12 protein-coding genes are annotated in these 15,423 nt (G+C 69.1%); 5 read left to right on the plus strand and 7 right to left on the minus strand.

The window, feature by feature from the left end; all coding sequences use genetic code 11:
• Nucleotides 1–36: 36 nt before the first annotated feature.
• The gene (locus tag M529_RS29675; protein ID WP_236617649.1) at nt 37–2,799 is read right to left on the minus strand and encodes a TonB-dependent receptor; all 2,763 of its coding nucleotides are present in this window, start codon (nt 2,797–2,799) and stop codon (nt 37–39) included.
• A gap of 221 nt (nt 2,800–3,020) precedes the next feature.
• Here M529_RS29675 and M529_RS29680 point away from each other — a divergent pair, with 221 nt between their 5' ends.
• Entirely contained in the window at nt 3,021–4,625 is a 1,605-nt protein-coding gene (locus M529_RS29680; protein ID WP_021316885.1) for a M20/M25/M40 family metallo-hydrolase, read from the plus strand.
• Between the two features lie 9 nt (nt 4,626–4,634).
• On the opposite strand, the gene M529_RS29685 is transcribed toward M529_RS29680, so the two are convergent.
• Genes M529_RS29685 through M529_RS29695 form a run of 3 tightly spaced genes read right to left on the minus strand, consistent with a single transcriptional unit; the run spans nt 4,635 to nt 6,794 of the window.
• On the minus strand, nt 4,635–5,339 hold the full coding sequence (locus M529_RS29685; protein ID WP_021316886.1) for a 2OG-Fe(II) oxygenase: 705 nt from the start codon (nt 5,337–5,339) through the stop codon (nt 4,635–4,637).
• Between the two features lie 31 nt (nt 5,340–5,370).
• The gene (locus tag M529_RS29690; RefSeq protein ID WP_021316887.1) at nt 5,371–5,817 is read right to left on the minus strand and encodes an NfeD family protein; all 447 of its coding nucleotides are present in this window, start codon (nt 5,815–5,817) and stop codon (nt 5,371–5,373) included.
• On the minus strand, nt 5,814–6,794 hold the full coding sequence (locus M529_RS29695) for an SPFH domain-containing protein (protein WP_021316888.1): 981 nt from the start codon (nt 6,792–6,794) through the stop codon (nt 5,814–5,816). The genes M529_RS29690 and M529_RS29695 overlap by 4 nt, the downstream gene beginning before the upstream one ends.
• An 86-nt stretch (nt 6,795–6,880) precedes the next feature.
• On the opposite strand from M529_RS29695, the gene M529_RS29700 reads away from it, so the two are divergent.
• The gene (locus tag M529_RS29700; RefSeq protein ID WP_021316889.1) at nt 6,881–7,699 is read left to right on the plus strand and encodes an HpcH/HpaI aldolase/citrate lyase family protein; all 819 of its coding nucleotides are present in this window, start codon (nt 6,881–6,883) and stop codon (nt 7,697–7,699) included.
• Between the two features lie 28 nt (nt 7,700–7,727).
• Here M529_RS29700 and M529_RS29705 read toward each other — a convergent pair whose 3' ends face one another.
• The 3 genes from M529_RS29705 to M529_RS29715 form a co-directional block, all read right to left on the minus strand.
• On the minus strand, nt 7,728–8,483 hold the full coding sequence (locus M529_RS29705) for a FadR/GntR family transcriptional regulator (protein WP_021316890.1): 756 nt from the start codon (nt 8,481–8,483) through the stop codon (nt 7,728–7,730).
• Between the two features lie 98 nt (nt 8,484–8,581).
• Nucleotides 8,582–10,159: an aldehyde dehydrogenase (NADP(+)) gene (locus tag M529_RS29710; RefSeq protein ID WP_021316891.1), complete on the minus strand. Its 1,578-nt coding sequence runs from the start codon at nt 10,157–10,159 to the stop codon at nt 8,582–8,584.
• A gap of 140 nt (nt 10,160–10,299) precedes the next feature.
• Entirely contained in the window at nt 10,300–12,099 is a 1,800-nt protein-coding gene (locus M529_RS29715; RefSeq protein WP_021316892.1) for an IlvD/Edd family dehydratase, read from the minus strand.
• 157 nt (nt 12,100–12,256) lie between these two features.
• On the opposite strand from M529_RS29715, the gene M529_RS29720 reads away from it, so the two are divergent.
• From M529_RS29720 to M529_RS29730, 3 genes are all read left to right on the plus strand, one after another.
• On the plus strand, nt 12,257–13,441 hold the full coding sequence (locus M529_RS29720) for an acetyl-CoA C-acyltransferase (protein WP_021316893.1): 1,185 nt from the start codon (nt 12,257–12,259) through the stop codon (nt 13,439–13,441).
• A 69-nt stretch (nt 13,442–13,510) separates the two neighbouring features.
• Nucleotides 13,511–14,548 carry a COX15/CtaA family protein gene (locus tag M529_RS29725; protein WP_021316894.1) on the plus strand — a complete coding sequence of 346 codons (1,038 nt, stop codon included), beginning with the start codon at nt 13,511–13,513 and terminating at the stop codon, nt 14,546–14,548.
• Nucleotides 14,545–15,345, plus strand: a complete 801-nt coding sequence (locus tag M529_RS29730) for a hypothetical protein (RefSeq protein ID WP_021316895.1) — start codon at nt 14,545–14,547, stop codon at nt 15,343–15,345. The genes M529_RS29725 and M529_RS29730 overlap by 4 nt, the downstream gene beginning before the upstream one ends.
• Nucleotides 15,346–15,423: the final 78 nt, after the last annotated feature.

The raw sequence follows: 15,423 nt of genomic DNA on the forward strand, positions 1-15,423 counted from the left end.
CGAAGCGACCGGCTTTAGGGCGTAGCTAATGCCTCCTTAACCACCCTGGCCGCGTGCCGAAGCGAAGTTGGGGAAGAACAGCTTGCGGAAGCTGATCGACACGGTCCGGCCCAGCGGATCGAGATAGCCCGGCTGGTAGCGCAGCGGCGTCATGCCGGTCGCGTCGCGTACCTCCCGCCGCTGGTTGAAGATGTTGTCGATGCCGATCGACACCCGCGCGCCGCGCAGGAAGGGCACGTCCTTCACCAGGCGCGGCATCTGCCCCAGATTGGCGAAGAGGCGCAGGTTCGCCGTGGCGAGGCTGCCGAAGTCGAGCCGGGAGGCTCCGCCCAGCGCGCCATCGACATGGGTGCCGCTCTCCCAATCCACGCTAAGCCGTGCGCCGATGCCGTTGTTGACATAGCCGACCCGCGCCTCGACCTCGTGCCGCGGCTGGCCGCCCGAGGAGCCGGTCGCGTCCCCGTCCAGCAGGTTGAGCACCGGCACGCCAGGCGCGATCTGGATGGTCTCCGCCAGATGCCATGTGTGGTAGAGGCTGAAGGTCAGGCGCCCGCTGTTGCCGCCGCCTCCGCCGCCGAAGCCGCCCGGCCTTCCCCCGCCGCCACCGAAACCACCCGGGCCGCGCGGCCGATCGCCGCCCGGTCCGCCGGGGCGGTCTCCGCCGCCTTGGCCGGGGCCCCCACCTTGCGGCCGGTTGCGCTGGAACGCCTGGCGGATCTCGTCCAGTTCCTTGGGGCGGTCCTCCGGCTTGGAGCCCGCGGCGCGCCAGGCCTCGATCACCTTCTGGATATGCGATTTGATCTGGAATGACAGGTCGAAGCCCCAGCGCAGCCGCTCGCTCTGCGACCGCAGGAAATTGAGCGGCCGCGCATCGATCTGCAGCAGGTTGCCGTCCGCATCGCGCAGGAAGCGCTGCGGGAAGGCCGCCTCGATCGCCGGCGTGGGCGTCGGGAAGGCGGCAATGGGGTTGCTGGTGCGGCTGTTGAGATAGGTGGCAGTCAGCGTCAGGTTGGGCTTCGAGAAGGGTTGCACCCGCGCGCTCAGGCGGAACTGGTCGCGCACGCTTTCGCGCAGCGACGCGTTGCCCCCCGACAGTTGGTTCACGAACACCGTCTGCCCGGTCGCATAGTCGAAGACCGAGACGTTGGGGGTGGAAATCAGCGGATCGGTGATCTGCGTGCCGGTCGGCGCCGCACGATCCTGGTTGGCGGACATCAGGATCTGGACGGCGCTCACGGGCTTCCAGCGCAGGCCATAGCCCAGCGTGGAAAGCGTGCCGAAGTCGGAATAATGCTGCGCGGCCGCGTTCACATTGGCGCTGATGTCGCCGACGGCGCCTAGCACGCCTTTCGACCGGCTGGTGATGGGCACGTCCACGCTGACCTGGCCGCTGCCGATCTCGCGGCTGTAGTCGTTGCTGCTTTCGACACCGGAGCGCAGCGACCAGCCTTCGAAGCCGTTGGCCGATGCGCCCAGGCGGATGGAGGTCGTCACCTTGCCCGCCGGCAGCGTGAAGAGTGATCCGCTGATCAGCAGGTCGCCCTGCACCGCCTGCGACCGGGCGCTAGCGCGGTCGGTGATGTGGGTGGACAGCAGGTCGCCCGAAAAGCTGCCGAAGGGATTGACGCCGGGGTCGCCCGCATCGATCGCCGCCTGGATCGCGCCCGTGTCCACGCCCCGGTCGGTGCGGGTGCGCGTGTCGGAAATGTCGCCATTGCCGGTGAAGGACCATTGCCAGCCGCCGCCGATCTGGCCGTTCAGCGTCACGCCGATATGGCCGGTGGTGCCGCGGATGCTCTGTCCCAGCGCGCCCGCCTGCGCGAGATAGCGATAGAGCCGCACATCGTCGGAGAAGGGCGAGAAGGGGCCGTCGGCCGGCAGCCCGATCAGCGCCTGCGACAGGCCCTGCAGCGAATCATTGTCGGACAGCTCCAGCCGTCCGTTGACCGTCGCCGACACGCCGCCCAGCGCGCGGGCCAGCGTCGCATTGGCGGAAAAATTCTCGGTCGCGGGGCTGAGCGTGCGAAAGCGGGTGACGTCGCTCACCTGCTGCGCATTGGCGCCCGCGACGAAATCGCCCAGCGTCGGGGCGCCGCTCGCCGCGCTGCCGGGAACGGCGGCGACGGTCACGGTTCCACCCGCCAGCGCCGACAGCGCCGGATCGATCTCGCCGCCCGGCGTCGTCGCCGTCACATTCCCGTCCAGCGCATAGGGCCGGCCGGGCGCATTGGACACGATCCCGCGTTCCGATTCCAGCAATTGCGCGGCTCGGCTATATTTGAGGTTCAGGGTGAAGCGGTTGTCGCCGCGGATGCGCAGCAGGCCGCCTTCCGCCGATCCGTTCTCGCGCCCGCCCTGCGTCGTGGTGCCGCCGCGCAGCTCGACCGTCTCCGCGCGGAAGCGCTGGCGCAGCACGATGTTCATCACCTTCTGCGTCGGCGCATAGCCATAGGTGAGCGCGACCTCCTCCGGCAGGATGTCGACGCGCGCGACCGCTTCGGTCGGGATGTCCTGTATCTCGGAAAAGCTGGAGATGCGCTTGCCGTTGAGCAGGATCACCGGCTGGCCGTTGGTCTGGGGCGAAAGTTCTGCCACCATCTCCGCGATCGAGGTGACGCCCAGCGCGCGGACATCGGCTGGGGACAGTTGCTGTTCCGGCGCGACATTGCCGATGACGGCGCCGCGCGGCGGCTGGCCCTGGACCACGATCTCCTCGACATCGTCCATCTGCGCGGCCGGGCCGGGGGCTTCCGGCTCCCTTTCCTGCGCCATCACGGCACCGGGCGCCGCGCTCGCCATCAGGGACATCGACAGGATTGAAACGTACCGGCGCACAGGGCCCCCTTGAATTGCTGTAACGCCTCTCCTGCTAAAGGCGGATTGTCGCAACAGTCTCGCACGACCAGTGATCTTTTGTCGTAAAGTGTAACATCGGCGGCCGCGCCTCTCTGGTTCCCGCGCGCGAAGCCGCCTAAGCAGGACGGATCGACATCCCGTCGGCCACCAGGGGGGACCTCTTCATGCGCCACGCCATCGCGCTCCTGCCTTTGCTCGTCCTAGCCGCGCCCGCCGCCGCGCAACAGGCGGACGACCTCAACCGCATCATCGACGAAGGGCTGAACCACAGCCAGGTGATGCAGACCGCCCAGCATCTGACCGACGATATCGGCGGGCGCATGACCAACTCGCCCCAGATGCGCCAGGCGGAAGCCTGGACGGCGGAGCAGTTCCGCGCCTGGGGCCTGTCCAATGTCCACAAGCAGGGCTTTCGCTTCGGCCGTGGCTGGTGGATCGCGTCCGCCTACGCGCGGATGACGGCGCCGCGCCCGCTGATGCTGACCTCCATCCCCGTCGCCTGGACGCCGCCGACCAGTGGTACGATCAGCGCGCCGATCGTCGTCGCGCCGATGAAGAAGGAACGCGACTTCGCTGCCTGGCGCGGCAAGCTGGCGGGCAAGATCGTGCTCGTGTCGATGCCCGGCGAGGGCAGCGAGCCCGGCGAGCCTGCGTTCAAGCGGCTGAAGGGTGAGGATATCGAGAAGCTGGACACCTACCGCCAGCCGAAATTCGATCCCGACGGGCTGGAGAAGCTGCTGCGCGAGATCGCCTTTACCCGCAAGCTCGACGCCTTCCTGAAGGCGGAAGGCGCGGTCGCCTGGGCGCGCATCTCCCATCGCGACGGCAAGCTGCTGCATGGCGAAGGCTATGATTTCCAGGTCGGCGGCACGCCCGCCCTGCCAGGGATCGAGATAGCGGCGGAGGATTATCGCCGCCTCGCCCGGCTCGCCAAGACCGGCCCGGCTCCGGTATTGGAGATCAACAGCGACGTCCGCTTCGACGACAGCGACGTCAACGCCTACAATATCATCGCGGAAATCCCCGGCTCCGATCCCAAGGCGGGCTATGTCATGGCCGGCGCCCATCTCGACAGCTGGGTGGCGGGCGACGGCGCGGCCGACAATGGCGCGGGTAGCGCGATGATCATGGAGGCCGCGCGCATCCTCGCGAAGCTGGGCGTCAAGCCGAAGCGCACCATCCGCTTCGCGCTGTGGGCCGGGGAGGAGCAGGGCCTGTTCGGCTCCATGGCCTATGTCGACCAGTATCTCGCCACCCGCGCGCCCGGCCCGGCGGAGGAGGAGGGGAGCGAGGCGATGTATTTCCGCTACAAGTACCGTTTCCCGATCACGCCGAAGCCCGGCTATGGCGACCTCAAGGCCTATTTCAACATCGACAACGGATCGGGCAAGCTGCGCGGCGTCCATGCGGAGGGCAATGTAGCGGCCGTACCTTTGCTGCGTGAATGGCTCGGTCCTTTCGCCGGCATGGGTGCGACCAGCGTGGTCTCTTCACCGACGGGGGGCACCGACCATGTGTTCATGCAGGCCGTCGGCGTGCCGGGCTACCAGTTCGTGCAGGACCCGCTCGATTATAGCAGCCGCATCCACCACAGCGGCATGGACACCTTCGACCATCTGAAGGCAGAGGACATGCGGCAGGGGTCGGTGGTGCTGGCGGGCATGTTGCTGCAGGCGGCGAACAGCGCCAAGACGCTGCCGCGCATGCCGCTGCCGACCCAGGGCACGCCGACCGATCCGTTCAAATATGACGATCCGGCCGACGATTGACGCCGCAGGTCAGGCGGCATCGTGGAAGATGATGCCCAGCATGTGGCGAACGCCCGACAGCAGCCGGCTGACGCCGTGCCGCATCTGCACCCGGTGCGCGCCGCGCGCGCCGGGCACGGGCCGCTCGCGTACCGGGAAGATCACGGCGTCGCCATGGCGCAGCGGCACGACCTCCGGCCGGGACTGCATGCGCGGCCGTTGCTCGGTGAGGAGGAAGGCGCCGCCGGTGAAGTCGCTATCCGGCTCCGAGAGCAGGACCGCCGCCTGGATCGGGAAGATCTGCGGCCCGTAGACGTCCTGATGCAGCGCGTTCCAGTCGCCAGCCTCGTAGCGCAGCAGCAGCGGGGTCGGCTTATCCTGCCCGGCCAAGGCGCAGCGGGCGAGGAAGTCGGCATGGCGCGCCGGATAGATATCGCCTGAACCCAGCATCGCCGCCCAGCGGTTCGCGACCTCCGCCAGCGCCGGATAAAGCGCGTCCCGCAGTGCCGCCACCGGCTCCGGCAGCGGATAGGCGAAATAGCGGTAGCATCCGCTGCCATAGCCGTGCCGCTGCATCACCACTTCCTTGCGGAAGGCGGCGGGATCGTCCCACAGCGCGACGATGGCGGCGCACTGGGCGGGGGTGAGCAAAGCGGGCAGGCGCGCCGCGCCGTGGCGATCGAGATCGGAAAGGTCCATGCCGTCGAGCATGGGCGGGATGGGCGCGCCTGTCATCCCGCGCCTTGCGGTCAAAAGCGGCCCTGGTTCAGGCCGCCTCCACCAGCAGCACCGAGGCCTGCGCCCCCACGACCCGCACCCGTCCGCCGACCGGCGTATCGGGGCCGCGGCACGACCATACGCCGTCGCCGACCTTTACCCGGCCGCGCCCGTCCTCGATCGCCTCGACCACGGGGACGACCTCTCCCACCAGCCGCGCCGCCCGGTCGTTGAGCAGAGGGTCGGCCGAATCTACGGGATGGGCGACATACCAGCGCCGTCCGCCCCACACCGCCGCGACGCACAGAGCGGCGAACAGCAGGAACTGCACCGGCACGCCGATCGGCAGGGCCAGCGCCGCCAGTCCGGTGATCGCTGCGGCGATGGCGATCCAGATCAGGAACACGCCCGGCAACAGGACCTCGCCGATGCCGAGCAGCGCGGCGAAGACCAGCCACCACCAATGGTCCTCCATCATCGCGAGCAGATCGGTCATGCCGGGCCTCGATCGAACGGGCCGCGCCGGGGCGGCGGAGCGGGCGGCGAGGCGGGCGTGGCCGGATCATCCCCGCCCAGCGCCTCCTTCGCCAGCTGGCCGATCCCGCCCAGCGTCCCGATCAGCTGTGTCGCCTCGACCGGGAACAGGATCGTCTTGGCATTGGGGGATGTGGCGAACTGGCTCACCGCCTCGACATATTTCTGCGCGATGAAATAGTTGATCGCCTGCGCATTGCCGTTCGCGATCGCGTCCGACACCATCTGCGTCGCCTTGGCCTCCGCCTCGGCCTCGCGCTCGCGCGCTTCGGCATCGCGGAACGCCGCCTCGCGCCGCCCTTCGGCCTCCAGGATCTGGCTCTGCTTCTGCCCTTCGGCCTTCAGGATCTCCGATGCGCGCAGGCCTTCGGATTCGAGGATCAGGGCGCGCTTCTCGCGCTCCGCCTTCATCTGCCGGCCCATCGCGTTGACGATGTCGGCGGGCGGGCGGATGTCCTTCAGCTCGACGCGGGTGATCTTGATCCCCCAGGCGTTGGTCGCATGGTCGACGACGGACAGCAGCCGGGCGTTGATCTCGTCGCGCTTGGACAGAGTCTCGTCCAGGTCCATGGAGCCCATCACCGTGCGCAGGTTGGTGGTCGCGAGCTGCATGATCGCGACATAGAGCTCGCTCACCTCATAGGCCGCCTTGGCCGCGTCCAGCACCTGGAAGAAGACCACGCCGTCGACCGACACCATGGCATTGTCCTTGGTGATGATCTCCTGCCCCGGAATGTCGACCACCTGCTCCATCATGTTGATGCGGCGGCCGACCGCGTAGAAGAAGGCGGGATAGAAGTTCAGGCCCGGCTTCGCGACCTCGGTGAACCGTCCGAAGCGCTCGATCGTATATTGATAGCCCTGCCGCACGACCTTGACGCTGGCCGCCAGGTAGAACAGCACCAGCAGCGTGACCGTGAGCGCGAATGTCGTGAGCATGAGAGGCCCTCCCCGAAAGCGGCTTCCACTATGCCCGGGATTCGGTAACGGGGAAAGGCAAACCGGAACGAAGGAGAGACCCGTCCATGCTGCTGCGCCACGCCCGCTCGCTGCTGTTCCTGCCCGCCTCCAACCCGCGCGCCATCGCCAAGGCGCGCGACCTGCCCTGCGACATGGTGATCCTGGACCTGGAGGATTCGGTCCCCGACGACCGCAAGGAGGAGGCGCGCGCTGCCGCGATCGACGCGGTGGCCGAAGGGTTCGGCGGCCGGCTGACCGGGGTACGCATCAATGTGGAGGGTACGCCCTGGCACGGGGCGGAGATGGTGGCGCTGAAGCACAGCGCCGCCGACTATGTCGTGCTGCCCAAGGTGGAGACGGCGCGGCAGGTGAAGGACGTGTTCAGCGTCAGCCAGAAACCGGTGATTGCCATGATCGAGAGCCCCAGGGGCGTGCTCGCGGCGCCCGCCATCGCTGCGGGCGAGGGCACGGCGGCGCTGTTCATGGGCAATAACGACCTGCGTCGCGACCTCGCCATCCCGTCTGCGGCCGGACGGGAGGGGCTGTCCTACGCCATGCAGGCGGTGATCCTGGCCGCCCGCGCCGCGAACATCGCCGTGTTCGACGGCGTCTATAACCGGCTGGACGACGAGGCGGGGCTGGAGGCCGAATGCGCCGCCGGCCATGCGCTGGGCTTCGACGGCAAGACGCTGATCCATCCGAGCCAGGTGCCGGTCGCCAACCAGGTCTTCGGCCCCGACCCGCAGGCGGTGGCGGACGCCCGCCGCCTGATCGAGGCCGCGACCGGCGGCGCCGAGCGCTTCGAGGGGCGGATGATCGAGACCATGCATGTCGAACAGGCGCGGGCGCTCGTCGCCCGGGCGGAGGCCGTGGAAGGACGCTGAAGCGCTGGAGCAGCGCCGAAAAGCAGGGCTAGCCCGCGCCGGGCTCCGTCAGCGCCATGTCCAGGTCGCCCAGCGCCAGCCGCAGCAACTCCTTCATGGCGTTGCAGGCCGCGGCGGTGTCGCGCGCGGCGATGGCGCGCAGGACGGCATAATGGTCTGGCAGCGGGTCGCGCGGCATCAGCTTCTTGCGATGCTTGAAGGTCGTGGTCCAGCTTACCGCCGCGCCGACGGAGCTCGCCAGCGCCGCCAGCCCTTCATTGTGGGTGGCGGCCAGCATGGCGTGGTGGAAACGCTGGTCCGCCGCGCGGCCCTCGGGCGTGGACAGGCCGTACCGGCCCATTTCGGCGAGGGCCTGTTCCATCACCGCCAGCTGTTCCTCGGTGCGCCGCCGGGCGGCGAACTCGGCCGCTGCCGGCTCGATGACGCCGCGCAGTTCGAACAGGTCGCGGATGAAGGCGGGATCGGGTTCGCCCACGAACATCCACCCCAGAACTTCGGGGTCCAGCAGGTTCCAGCGGTTGCGCGGCAGCACGCGGGTGCCGGCCTTGGGACGGCTTTCCAGCAGCCCCTTCGCGATCAGGATGCGCACCGCCTCGCGATAGGCGGTGCGGGACACGCCGAGGCGGTCGGCCGCCTCGATCTCGCCCTCGAACAATTCGCCGGGCTTGTGGACGCCCATCAGGATGGCGACGCCCAGGTCGCGGGCGATGGCCTGGTGGATGCGGAGCGCGCCCTCCTCCGATCCGAACTTGCGTTCCGGTCCGTCCTTGCGCGCGTTACCCACTCTTGTCTCCCCGCTGCCGTCAGTCCTTCTGCATCATCCTAGGCGCAAGCCGGCGGCGAGGAAAGCCATGCTCCCCGCCGCCGGCGTCGCTGTCAGGTTTACCCGGCGATAGCCAGCTTGCCTTCGACGCGGCGCGTCAGGCCCCAGGGGTTCGCGTCCTGCAGCGACGGCGGCAGCAGCGCGTCGGGTACGTCCTGGTAGCAGACGGGGCGCAGGAAGCGCATCATCGCCAGCGTGCCGACCGAGGTCGAGCGGCCGTCGGCGGTCGAAGGGTAGGGGCCGCCGTGGACCATGGCATGCGTCACCTCGACGCCGGTGGGCCAGCCGTTGGTCAGGATGCGGCCGACCTTGCGGGACAGGGTGGGCAGCAGCTTCGCGGCGTTCTCCTCGTCGCCCGCGCCGATCTGGAGCGTCGCGGTCAGCTGGCCTTCCAGGCCGGCGATGGTCGCGATCACTTCCTCGATGCTGGAGCAGCGGATGAGGACCGAGGAGGAGCCGAACACTTCCTCCGCCAGCACCGGGTTCGACTTGAAGGTCGCGCTGTCGGTGGCGAAGAAGGCGGCCTGGCCGCGGTTCACGCCCTCGGGCTCGGTGCCGCGGGCGACGGTCTCCACGCCGTCCGCGCCGACCAGCGCGGCGACGCCCTTCTCATAGGCCTGGTGGATGCCCGGCGTCAGCATGACCTGCGGCGCGGCGCCCGACAGCGCCTGCGCGGCCGAGGCGACGAACGCGTCGAGGTCGGGGCCGTCGAGCGCGATGACCAGGCCGGGATTGGTGCAGAACTGGCCCGAACCCAGCGTCAGCGAGCCGACGAAGCTGGCGCCCAGCGCATCGGCCCGTTCGGCCAGCGCGCCGGGGAGCAGCACGACCGGGTTGATCGAGGACATTTCGGCATAGACCGGGATCGGCTCCTTGCGCTCGGCTGCGATCTTCATGAGCGCGGTGCCGCCGCCGCGCGAGCCGGTGAAGCCCACCGCCTTGACGCGGGGGTCGGCGACCAGCGCGCCGCCCAGTGCGCGGTCGGCGCCCGGCAGGTAGGAAAAGACGCCTTCGGGCAGGCCGCAGGCCTTGACCGCCGCCTGGATGGCGCGGGCGACCAGCTCGCCGGTACCCGGATGTGCGCTGTGACCCTTGACGATCACGGGCGAGCCGGCGGCGAAGGCGGCGGCGGTGTCACCGCCCGCGACCGAGAAGGCGAGCGGGAAGTTGGACGCGCCGAACACAGCGACCGGGCCCACCGAATGGTTGACGCGGCGCAGGTCCGAACGCGGCAGCGGGGTGCGATCCGGCAGCGCGCGGTCGATGGTGGCGTCCAGCCAGTCGCCCAGCCGGACATAGGAGGCGAACAGGCGCAGCTGGCCGACGGTGCGGCCGCGCTCGCCCTCCAACCGCGCACGGGGCAGGCCGGTTTCCGCCATGGCGGTCTCGATCAGCAGGTCGCCGATGCCCATGATGTTGTCGGCGACGGTTTCCATGAAGGTCGCGCGCGCGTCGGGCGACAGGGTCGAGAAGGTCTCGAACGCCGCCTCGGCCAGCGCGGCGGCCTCGTCGACCTCGGCGGGCATGGCGCTGGAGAAGGCGACGTCGCCCTTCTCGCCGGTGGCCGGGTTGATGGCGTGGAAGGGGGTGCCGCTATGACGCTCGCTTGCGCCGATGAGGATGGCTCCGTTGAACATGGCTGTCTCCTGATGGGGTCAGAGGGGCTTGCTGAACGAACGGGCCGGTCGCGTTCCGCTTCCGGCCCGATGACGATGGAGGGGGGCGGTCATCAGATGGACAGTCGCCCCCCTCCTTTCAATGGATGTCCGCGCGCGGATCAGTGATTGTCGCGCGGCAGACCACGGGTTTGGGCGATGCGCTGATATTTCTCCGCGCCTTCCAGGATCGCCCCGGTGTTCATCTGGCCGACCATGGACCGCTGGATCTCCTGCCAGGGGGTCTGCGATGCGGGATAGCGGTAGCCGCCTTCCGCCACCAGCTTGGCCCGGCGCGCCTCCAGTTCCTCGTCGGAGATCAGCACATTGACCGTCCCGGCCTTCAGATCCATCCGCACCCGGTCGCCATCCTTCAGCAGCGCGAGGCCGCCCATCGCCGCCGCTTCGGGCGAGGCGTTGAGGATGGAGGGGCTGCCCGACGTACCCGACTGGCGGCCGTCGCCGATGCACGGCAGGGCGTGCACGCCTTCGGTAATCAGATAGGCGGGCGGGCGCATGTTCACCACCTCGGCGGCGCCGGGATAGCCGATCGGCCCTGCGCCGCGCATGAACAGCAGCGTGTCGGGCGTGATGCCGGTCGCCGGATCGTCGATGCGGTGGTGATAATCCTCCGGTCCGTCGAACACGATCGCCGGCCCTTCAAACGCTTCGGGGTCGTCGGGGTTCGACAGGTAGCGCTGGCGGAACTCCTCGCTGATGACGCTGGTCTTCATGACGGCGGCATCGAACAGATTGCCCGACAGCACCAGGAAGCCGGCGTCGTCCTTCAGCGGGTTGGAGAAGGGGCGGATGACCTTCTCGTCCTCGATCGCGACGCCGCGGCAATTGTCGCCCATCGTCCGGCCGTTGACCGTCATCGCATTCTCGCGGATCAGGCCCTGCTCCATCAGCTGGTTGACGACGGCGGGCAGGCCGCCCGCGCGATAATAGTCCTCGCCCAGATATTCGCCGGCGGGCTGCAGGTTGACCAGCAGCGGCACCTTGTGCCCGACCGTCTCCCAGTCCTTCAGCGGCAGCTCGACGCCCATGTGGCGGGCGATCGCGGCCAGGTGGATCGGGGCGTTGGTCGATCCGCCGATCGCCGAATTGACGGTGATCGCGTTGTGGAAGGCATCCAGCGTCATGATGTCGGAGGGCTTCAGGTCCTCTCTCACCATCTCGACGATGCGCAGGCCGGTGCGATAGGCGGCCTCCTGCCGGTCGCGATAGGGGGCGGGAATGGCGGCGGAGCCGGGCAGCATCATGCCCAGCGCCTCGGCCAGCGCGTTCATCGTGCTCGCGGTGCCCATGGTGTTGCAGAAGCCGGTCGACGGCGCCGACGATGCGACGAGCTTGATGAAGCCCTCATCGTCGATCTGGCCGGCGGCCAGCAGCTGGCGCGCGTGCCAGACGATGGTGCCCGACCCGGTGCGCTCGCCCTTGAACCAGCCGTTCAGCATCGGGCCGACCGACAGCGCGATGGCGGGGATGTTGACGGTGGCGGCGGCCATCAGCAGCGCCGGCGTCGTCTTGTCGCAGCCGGTGGTCAGGATCACGCCGTCGAGCGGATAGCCGTACAGCGCTTCCACCAGCGCCAGATAGGTGAGGTTGCGGTCGAGCCCCGCGGTCGGGCGCTTGCCCGTTTCCTGGATCGGATGGCACGGAAATTCGAGGGCGATGCCGCCCATCTCCCGGATGCCCTCGCGCATGCGTTCCGCCAGCACCAGATGGTGGCGGTTGCAGGGCGACAGGTCGCTGCCGGTCTGGGCGATGCCGATGATCGGCTTGCCGCTGCGCAGCTCCTCCAGGCTCAGGCCGAAATTCAGGTAGCGCTCCAGATAGAGCGCGGTCATGTCGATATTGTCCGGATTGTCGAACCAGGCGCGGCTGCGCAGCTTGGGGGCGGGCTTGGAATCGCTCATTGGGCTTCCTGATCTGAAGGCATCGCGCGTCAAGGCGCTCGCAGGTTCGATATACTCATACAAATAGATTTTCAAGGGGCTGTGGATCATATGGCCGCCTTGCTATCCGCCTTGCGTTTCCTAGGTAGGCGTCAGCCATGCGGGAAAGGAAAAGAATATGAGTGAGGATCCGGTCGTCATCGCGGGCTATGCCCGTACGCCGATGGGCAGTTTCCAGGGTGCCCTGGCCCCGCTCAAGGCGACGGAGCTCGGCGCGGCGGCGGTGAAGGCAGCGGTGGAGCGTGCCGGGGTTTCGCCGGAGGCCATCGACCGCATCTACATGGGCTGCGTCCTTCCCGCCGGTCTCGGCCAGGCGCCTGCGCGACAGGCGGCGCTCGGCGCGGGGCTGCCGCAATCGGTGGAGGCGACCACTGTCAACAAGATGTGCGGATCGGGCATGCAGGCCGCGATCATGGCGCATGAGGCGCTTGCCGCCGGGACTGCGGACGTGATCGTCGCTGGCGGCATGGAAAGCATGACCAACGCCCCCTATGCCCTGCCAAAGCACCGTTCGGGCGCGCGGATCGGCCATGACCGGATCATCGACACGATGATGATGGACGGACTGGAGGACGCCTATGAGCCCGGCAAGGCGATGGGCGTCTTCGCCGAGGATGCGGTGCGCGACTATCAGTTCACCCGCGAGGAGCAGGATGCCTATGCCGTCCGTTCGCTGGAGCGCGCCAATGCGGCGATCGCTGGCGGCGCCTTCGCAGGGGAGATCGCATCGGTGGCTGTCCCCGGCCGGGGCGGCGAGACGCTGGTCGACACCGACGAACAGCCGGGCAAGGCCAGGCCGGACAAGATCCCGACGCTGAAGCCCGCCTTCGTCAAGGACGGCACCGTCACCGCCGCCAATTCCTCCTCCATTTCCGACGGCGCGGCCGCACTGGTGCTGACCCGCGCCAGCGTGGCGGAGCGGCTGGGCCTGCCGGTCGTGGCGAAGGTCGTCGCCACCGCCGCCCATGCGCATGAGCCCGCGAAGTTCACCAGTGCGCCCGTTCCCGCGATCCGCAAGGCGCTGGACAAGGCGGGATGGTCGGTCGGCGACGTCGATCTGTTCGAGGTGAACGAGGCGTTCGCCGTGGTCGCGATGATCGCGGCCAGGGAACTCGGCATCCCCGCCGACAAGCTGAACGTCAATGGCGGCGCCACCGCGCTGGGCCATCCGATCGGGGCTTCGGGCGCGCGCATCCTGGCGACCCTGCTCGGCGCCCTGCAGGCGCGCGGCGGGAAGCGGGGGGTCGCCGCGCTGTGCATCGGCGGCGGGGAGGCAACGGCGATGGCGGTCGAGCTGGCCTGACGCCGGCTTGGACATTCCGTCCGCCCCGCCGGCCTTGCAACCCGCCGCCACCCGGCGCATGACGCCGCGATGACCGCTTTCGCTTCCGTTTCGGATCGCCCCGCCGCGCTGGCCCGCTGGCTGCTCGCCGTGGCGGCGCTCGTCTTCTGCATGGTGGTGGTCGGCGGGATCACGCGGCTCACCGAATCGGGCCTGTCGATCACCCAGTGGAAGCCGATCACCGGCGCCATCCCGCCGCTGACCCATGACCAGTGGATGGAGGCCTTTCGCCTCTACCAGCAGATCCCCGAATATCGGCAGCTGCGGCAGGGTATGAGCCTGTCGGATTTCCAGTTCATCTTCTTCTGGGAATGGGTACATCGCCTGCTCGGCCGGCTGATCGGCCTTGCCTTCGCGCTGCCGCTGCTGTGGTTCGCCGCCCGCCGCGCCATCCCGCGCGGCTATGGCTGGCGGCTGGTCGCGCTGCTGGCGCTGGGCGGGCTGCAGGGCGCGATCGGCTGGTGGATGGTGGAATCGGGCCTGTCGGTGCGCACCGATGTCAGCCACTATCGGCTGGCGGTCCACCTGCTCACCGCGCTGTTCATCATGGGCGGGCTGATCTGGACCGCGCTCGACCTGCGCGCGCTGGCCCGCGACCCGCGCGCGAGGCCGGCGGCGCTGACGCCCTTCGCGTTGCTGGCGCTGCTGATCCTGTTCGTCCAGCTTCTCTACGGCGCCTTCACCGCGGGGCTCGACGCCGGCTATGTGTCGAGCACCTGGCCGCTGATGAACGACCATTTCGTGCCGGAGGGCATCGACTGGGCGGCGGGCCTGTGGGCGACGATGAGCAGCGATCCCTATCTGGTCCACTTCTTCCATCGCTGGTGGGCGTGGATCGCGGCGCTGGCGCTGATCCTGCTCGCGCGCCGGGCGAAGCGGGCGGGACGGCGCGGGCCTTCGGTCGCGATCAATGCGGCGGTCGGCACCCAGATCGCGCTGGGCATCGCCACGGTCGTGAGCGGCATCGCGCTGCCGCTCGCCGTGCTGCACCAGGCGGTGGGCGCGCTGGTCGTCGCCTGCGCCGTGTGGGGCGCGCATGCGGTCGGCGGCACGAACCGGGCGCGATGAGATACGCGCTTCGGTTTCTTCCCGTCCTGGCCGTGCTGGCATCGCCCGCGCTGGCGGAGACGGTCGCGGTCGCCTTCGCGCCGCCGACCGACCGCGTGCTTGCCTATCATATCGAGCAGCATCGGCCGGTGGCGGGGAAGCTCAGCCGCTTCACCGCCGACCGGGAGCTGCGGTTCGAGCGGGCGGGGGACGGCTATATCCTTCATGTCACCCTGCGCCGGGTGGACAGCGATGCGCCGGGGGACGGGGGCGAGGCATACCGCGCGGCGCTGACCCCGCTGATCGGGGTGGAGCACCGCTTTCACCTCGACGCGAAGGGCAAGATCGTCGCGCTCGACAATAGCGAGGCGGTGAGCGAGGCGGTCATAAAGGAATTGCGGCAGATGCTGGCGCGCTTCCCCGCCGGGAGCCCGCGAAACCGGACGGCCGGCAATGTGCTCAGGCTGTTCGAGGGGCTGCCGCCCGAGGGCCGGCTGGCGATGCTGGCGGGGGAGATCCAGCCGCTGTTCCTGTTCGCGGCGAGCGGGGTCGAGGACGGCGCGGGCGGGCGGGGGCTGCGGACCATGGCCGGATCGCCGCTTGGCCGGCCGGTGCCGGTCGAGGGGACGCTGGCGGTCGCGGCCCGCGAGGGCGACCGGCTGACGCTCGACGAGACGCTGCATGGGGAGGGAGTGGACGTGACCGTCCGCTACGGCCTGTCGGCGCGGTCGGGGCTGGTCGAGCGGCAGGAGCGCCGCCTGACGGTCGGGCCCGATACCCTGACCGAGACGCGCAGCCTGAAGCCCTCCCAAGGCTGAAGGTATTATTTTACCCGTCAGCAAAAGCGCCGAATCTCTTGACTTCCCGGCCCCTACCCGTCATGAGCGCGCATCTTT

The organism is Sphingobium ummariense RL-3 (assembly GCF_000447205.1).
GTDB lineage: Bacteria > Pseudomonadota > Alphaproteobacteria > Sphingomonadales > Sphingomonadaceae > Sphingobium > Sphingobium ummariense.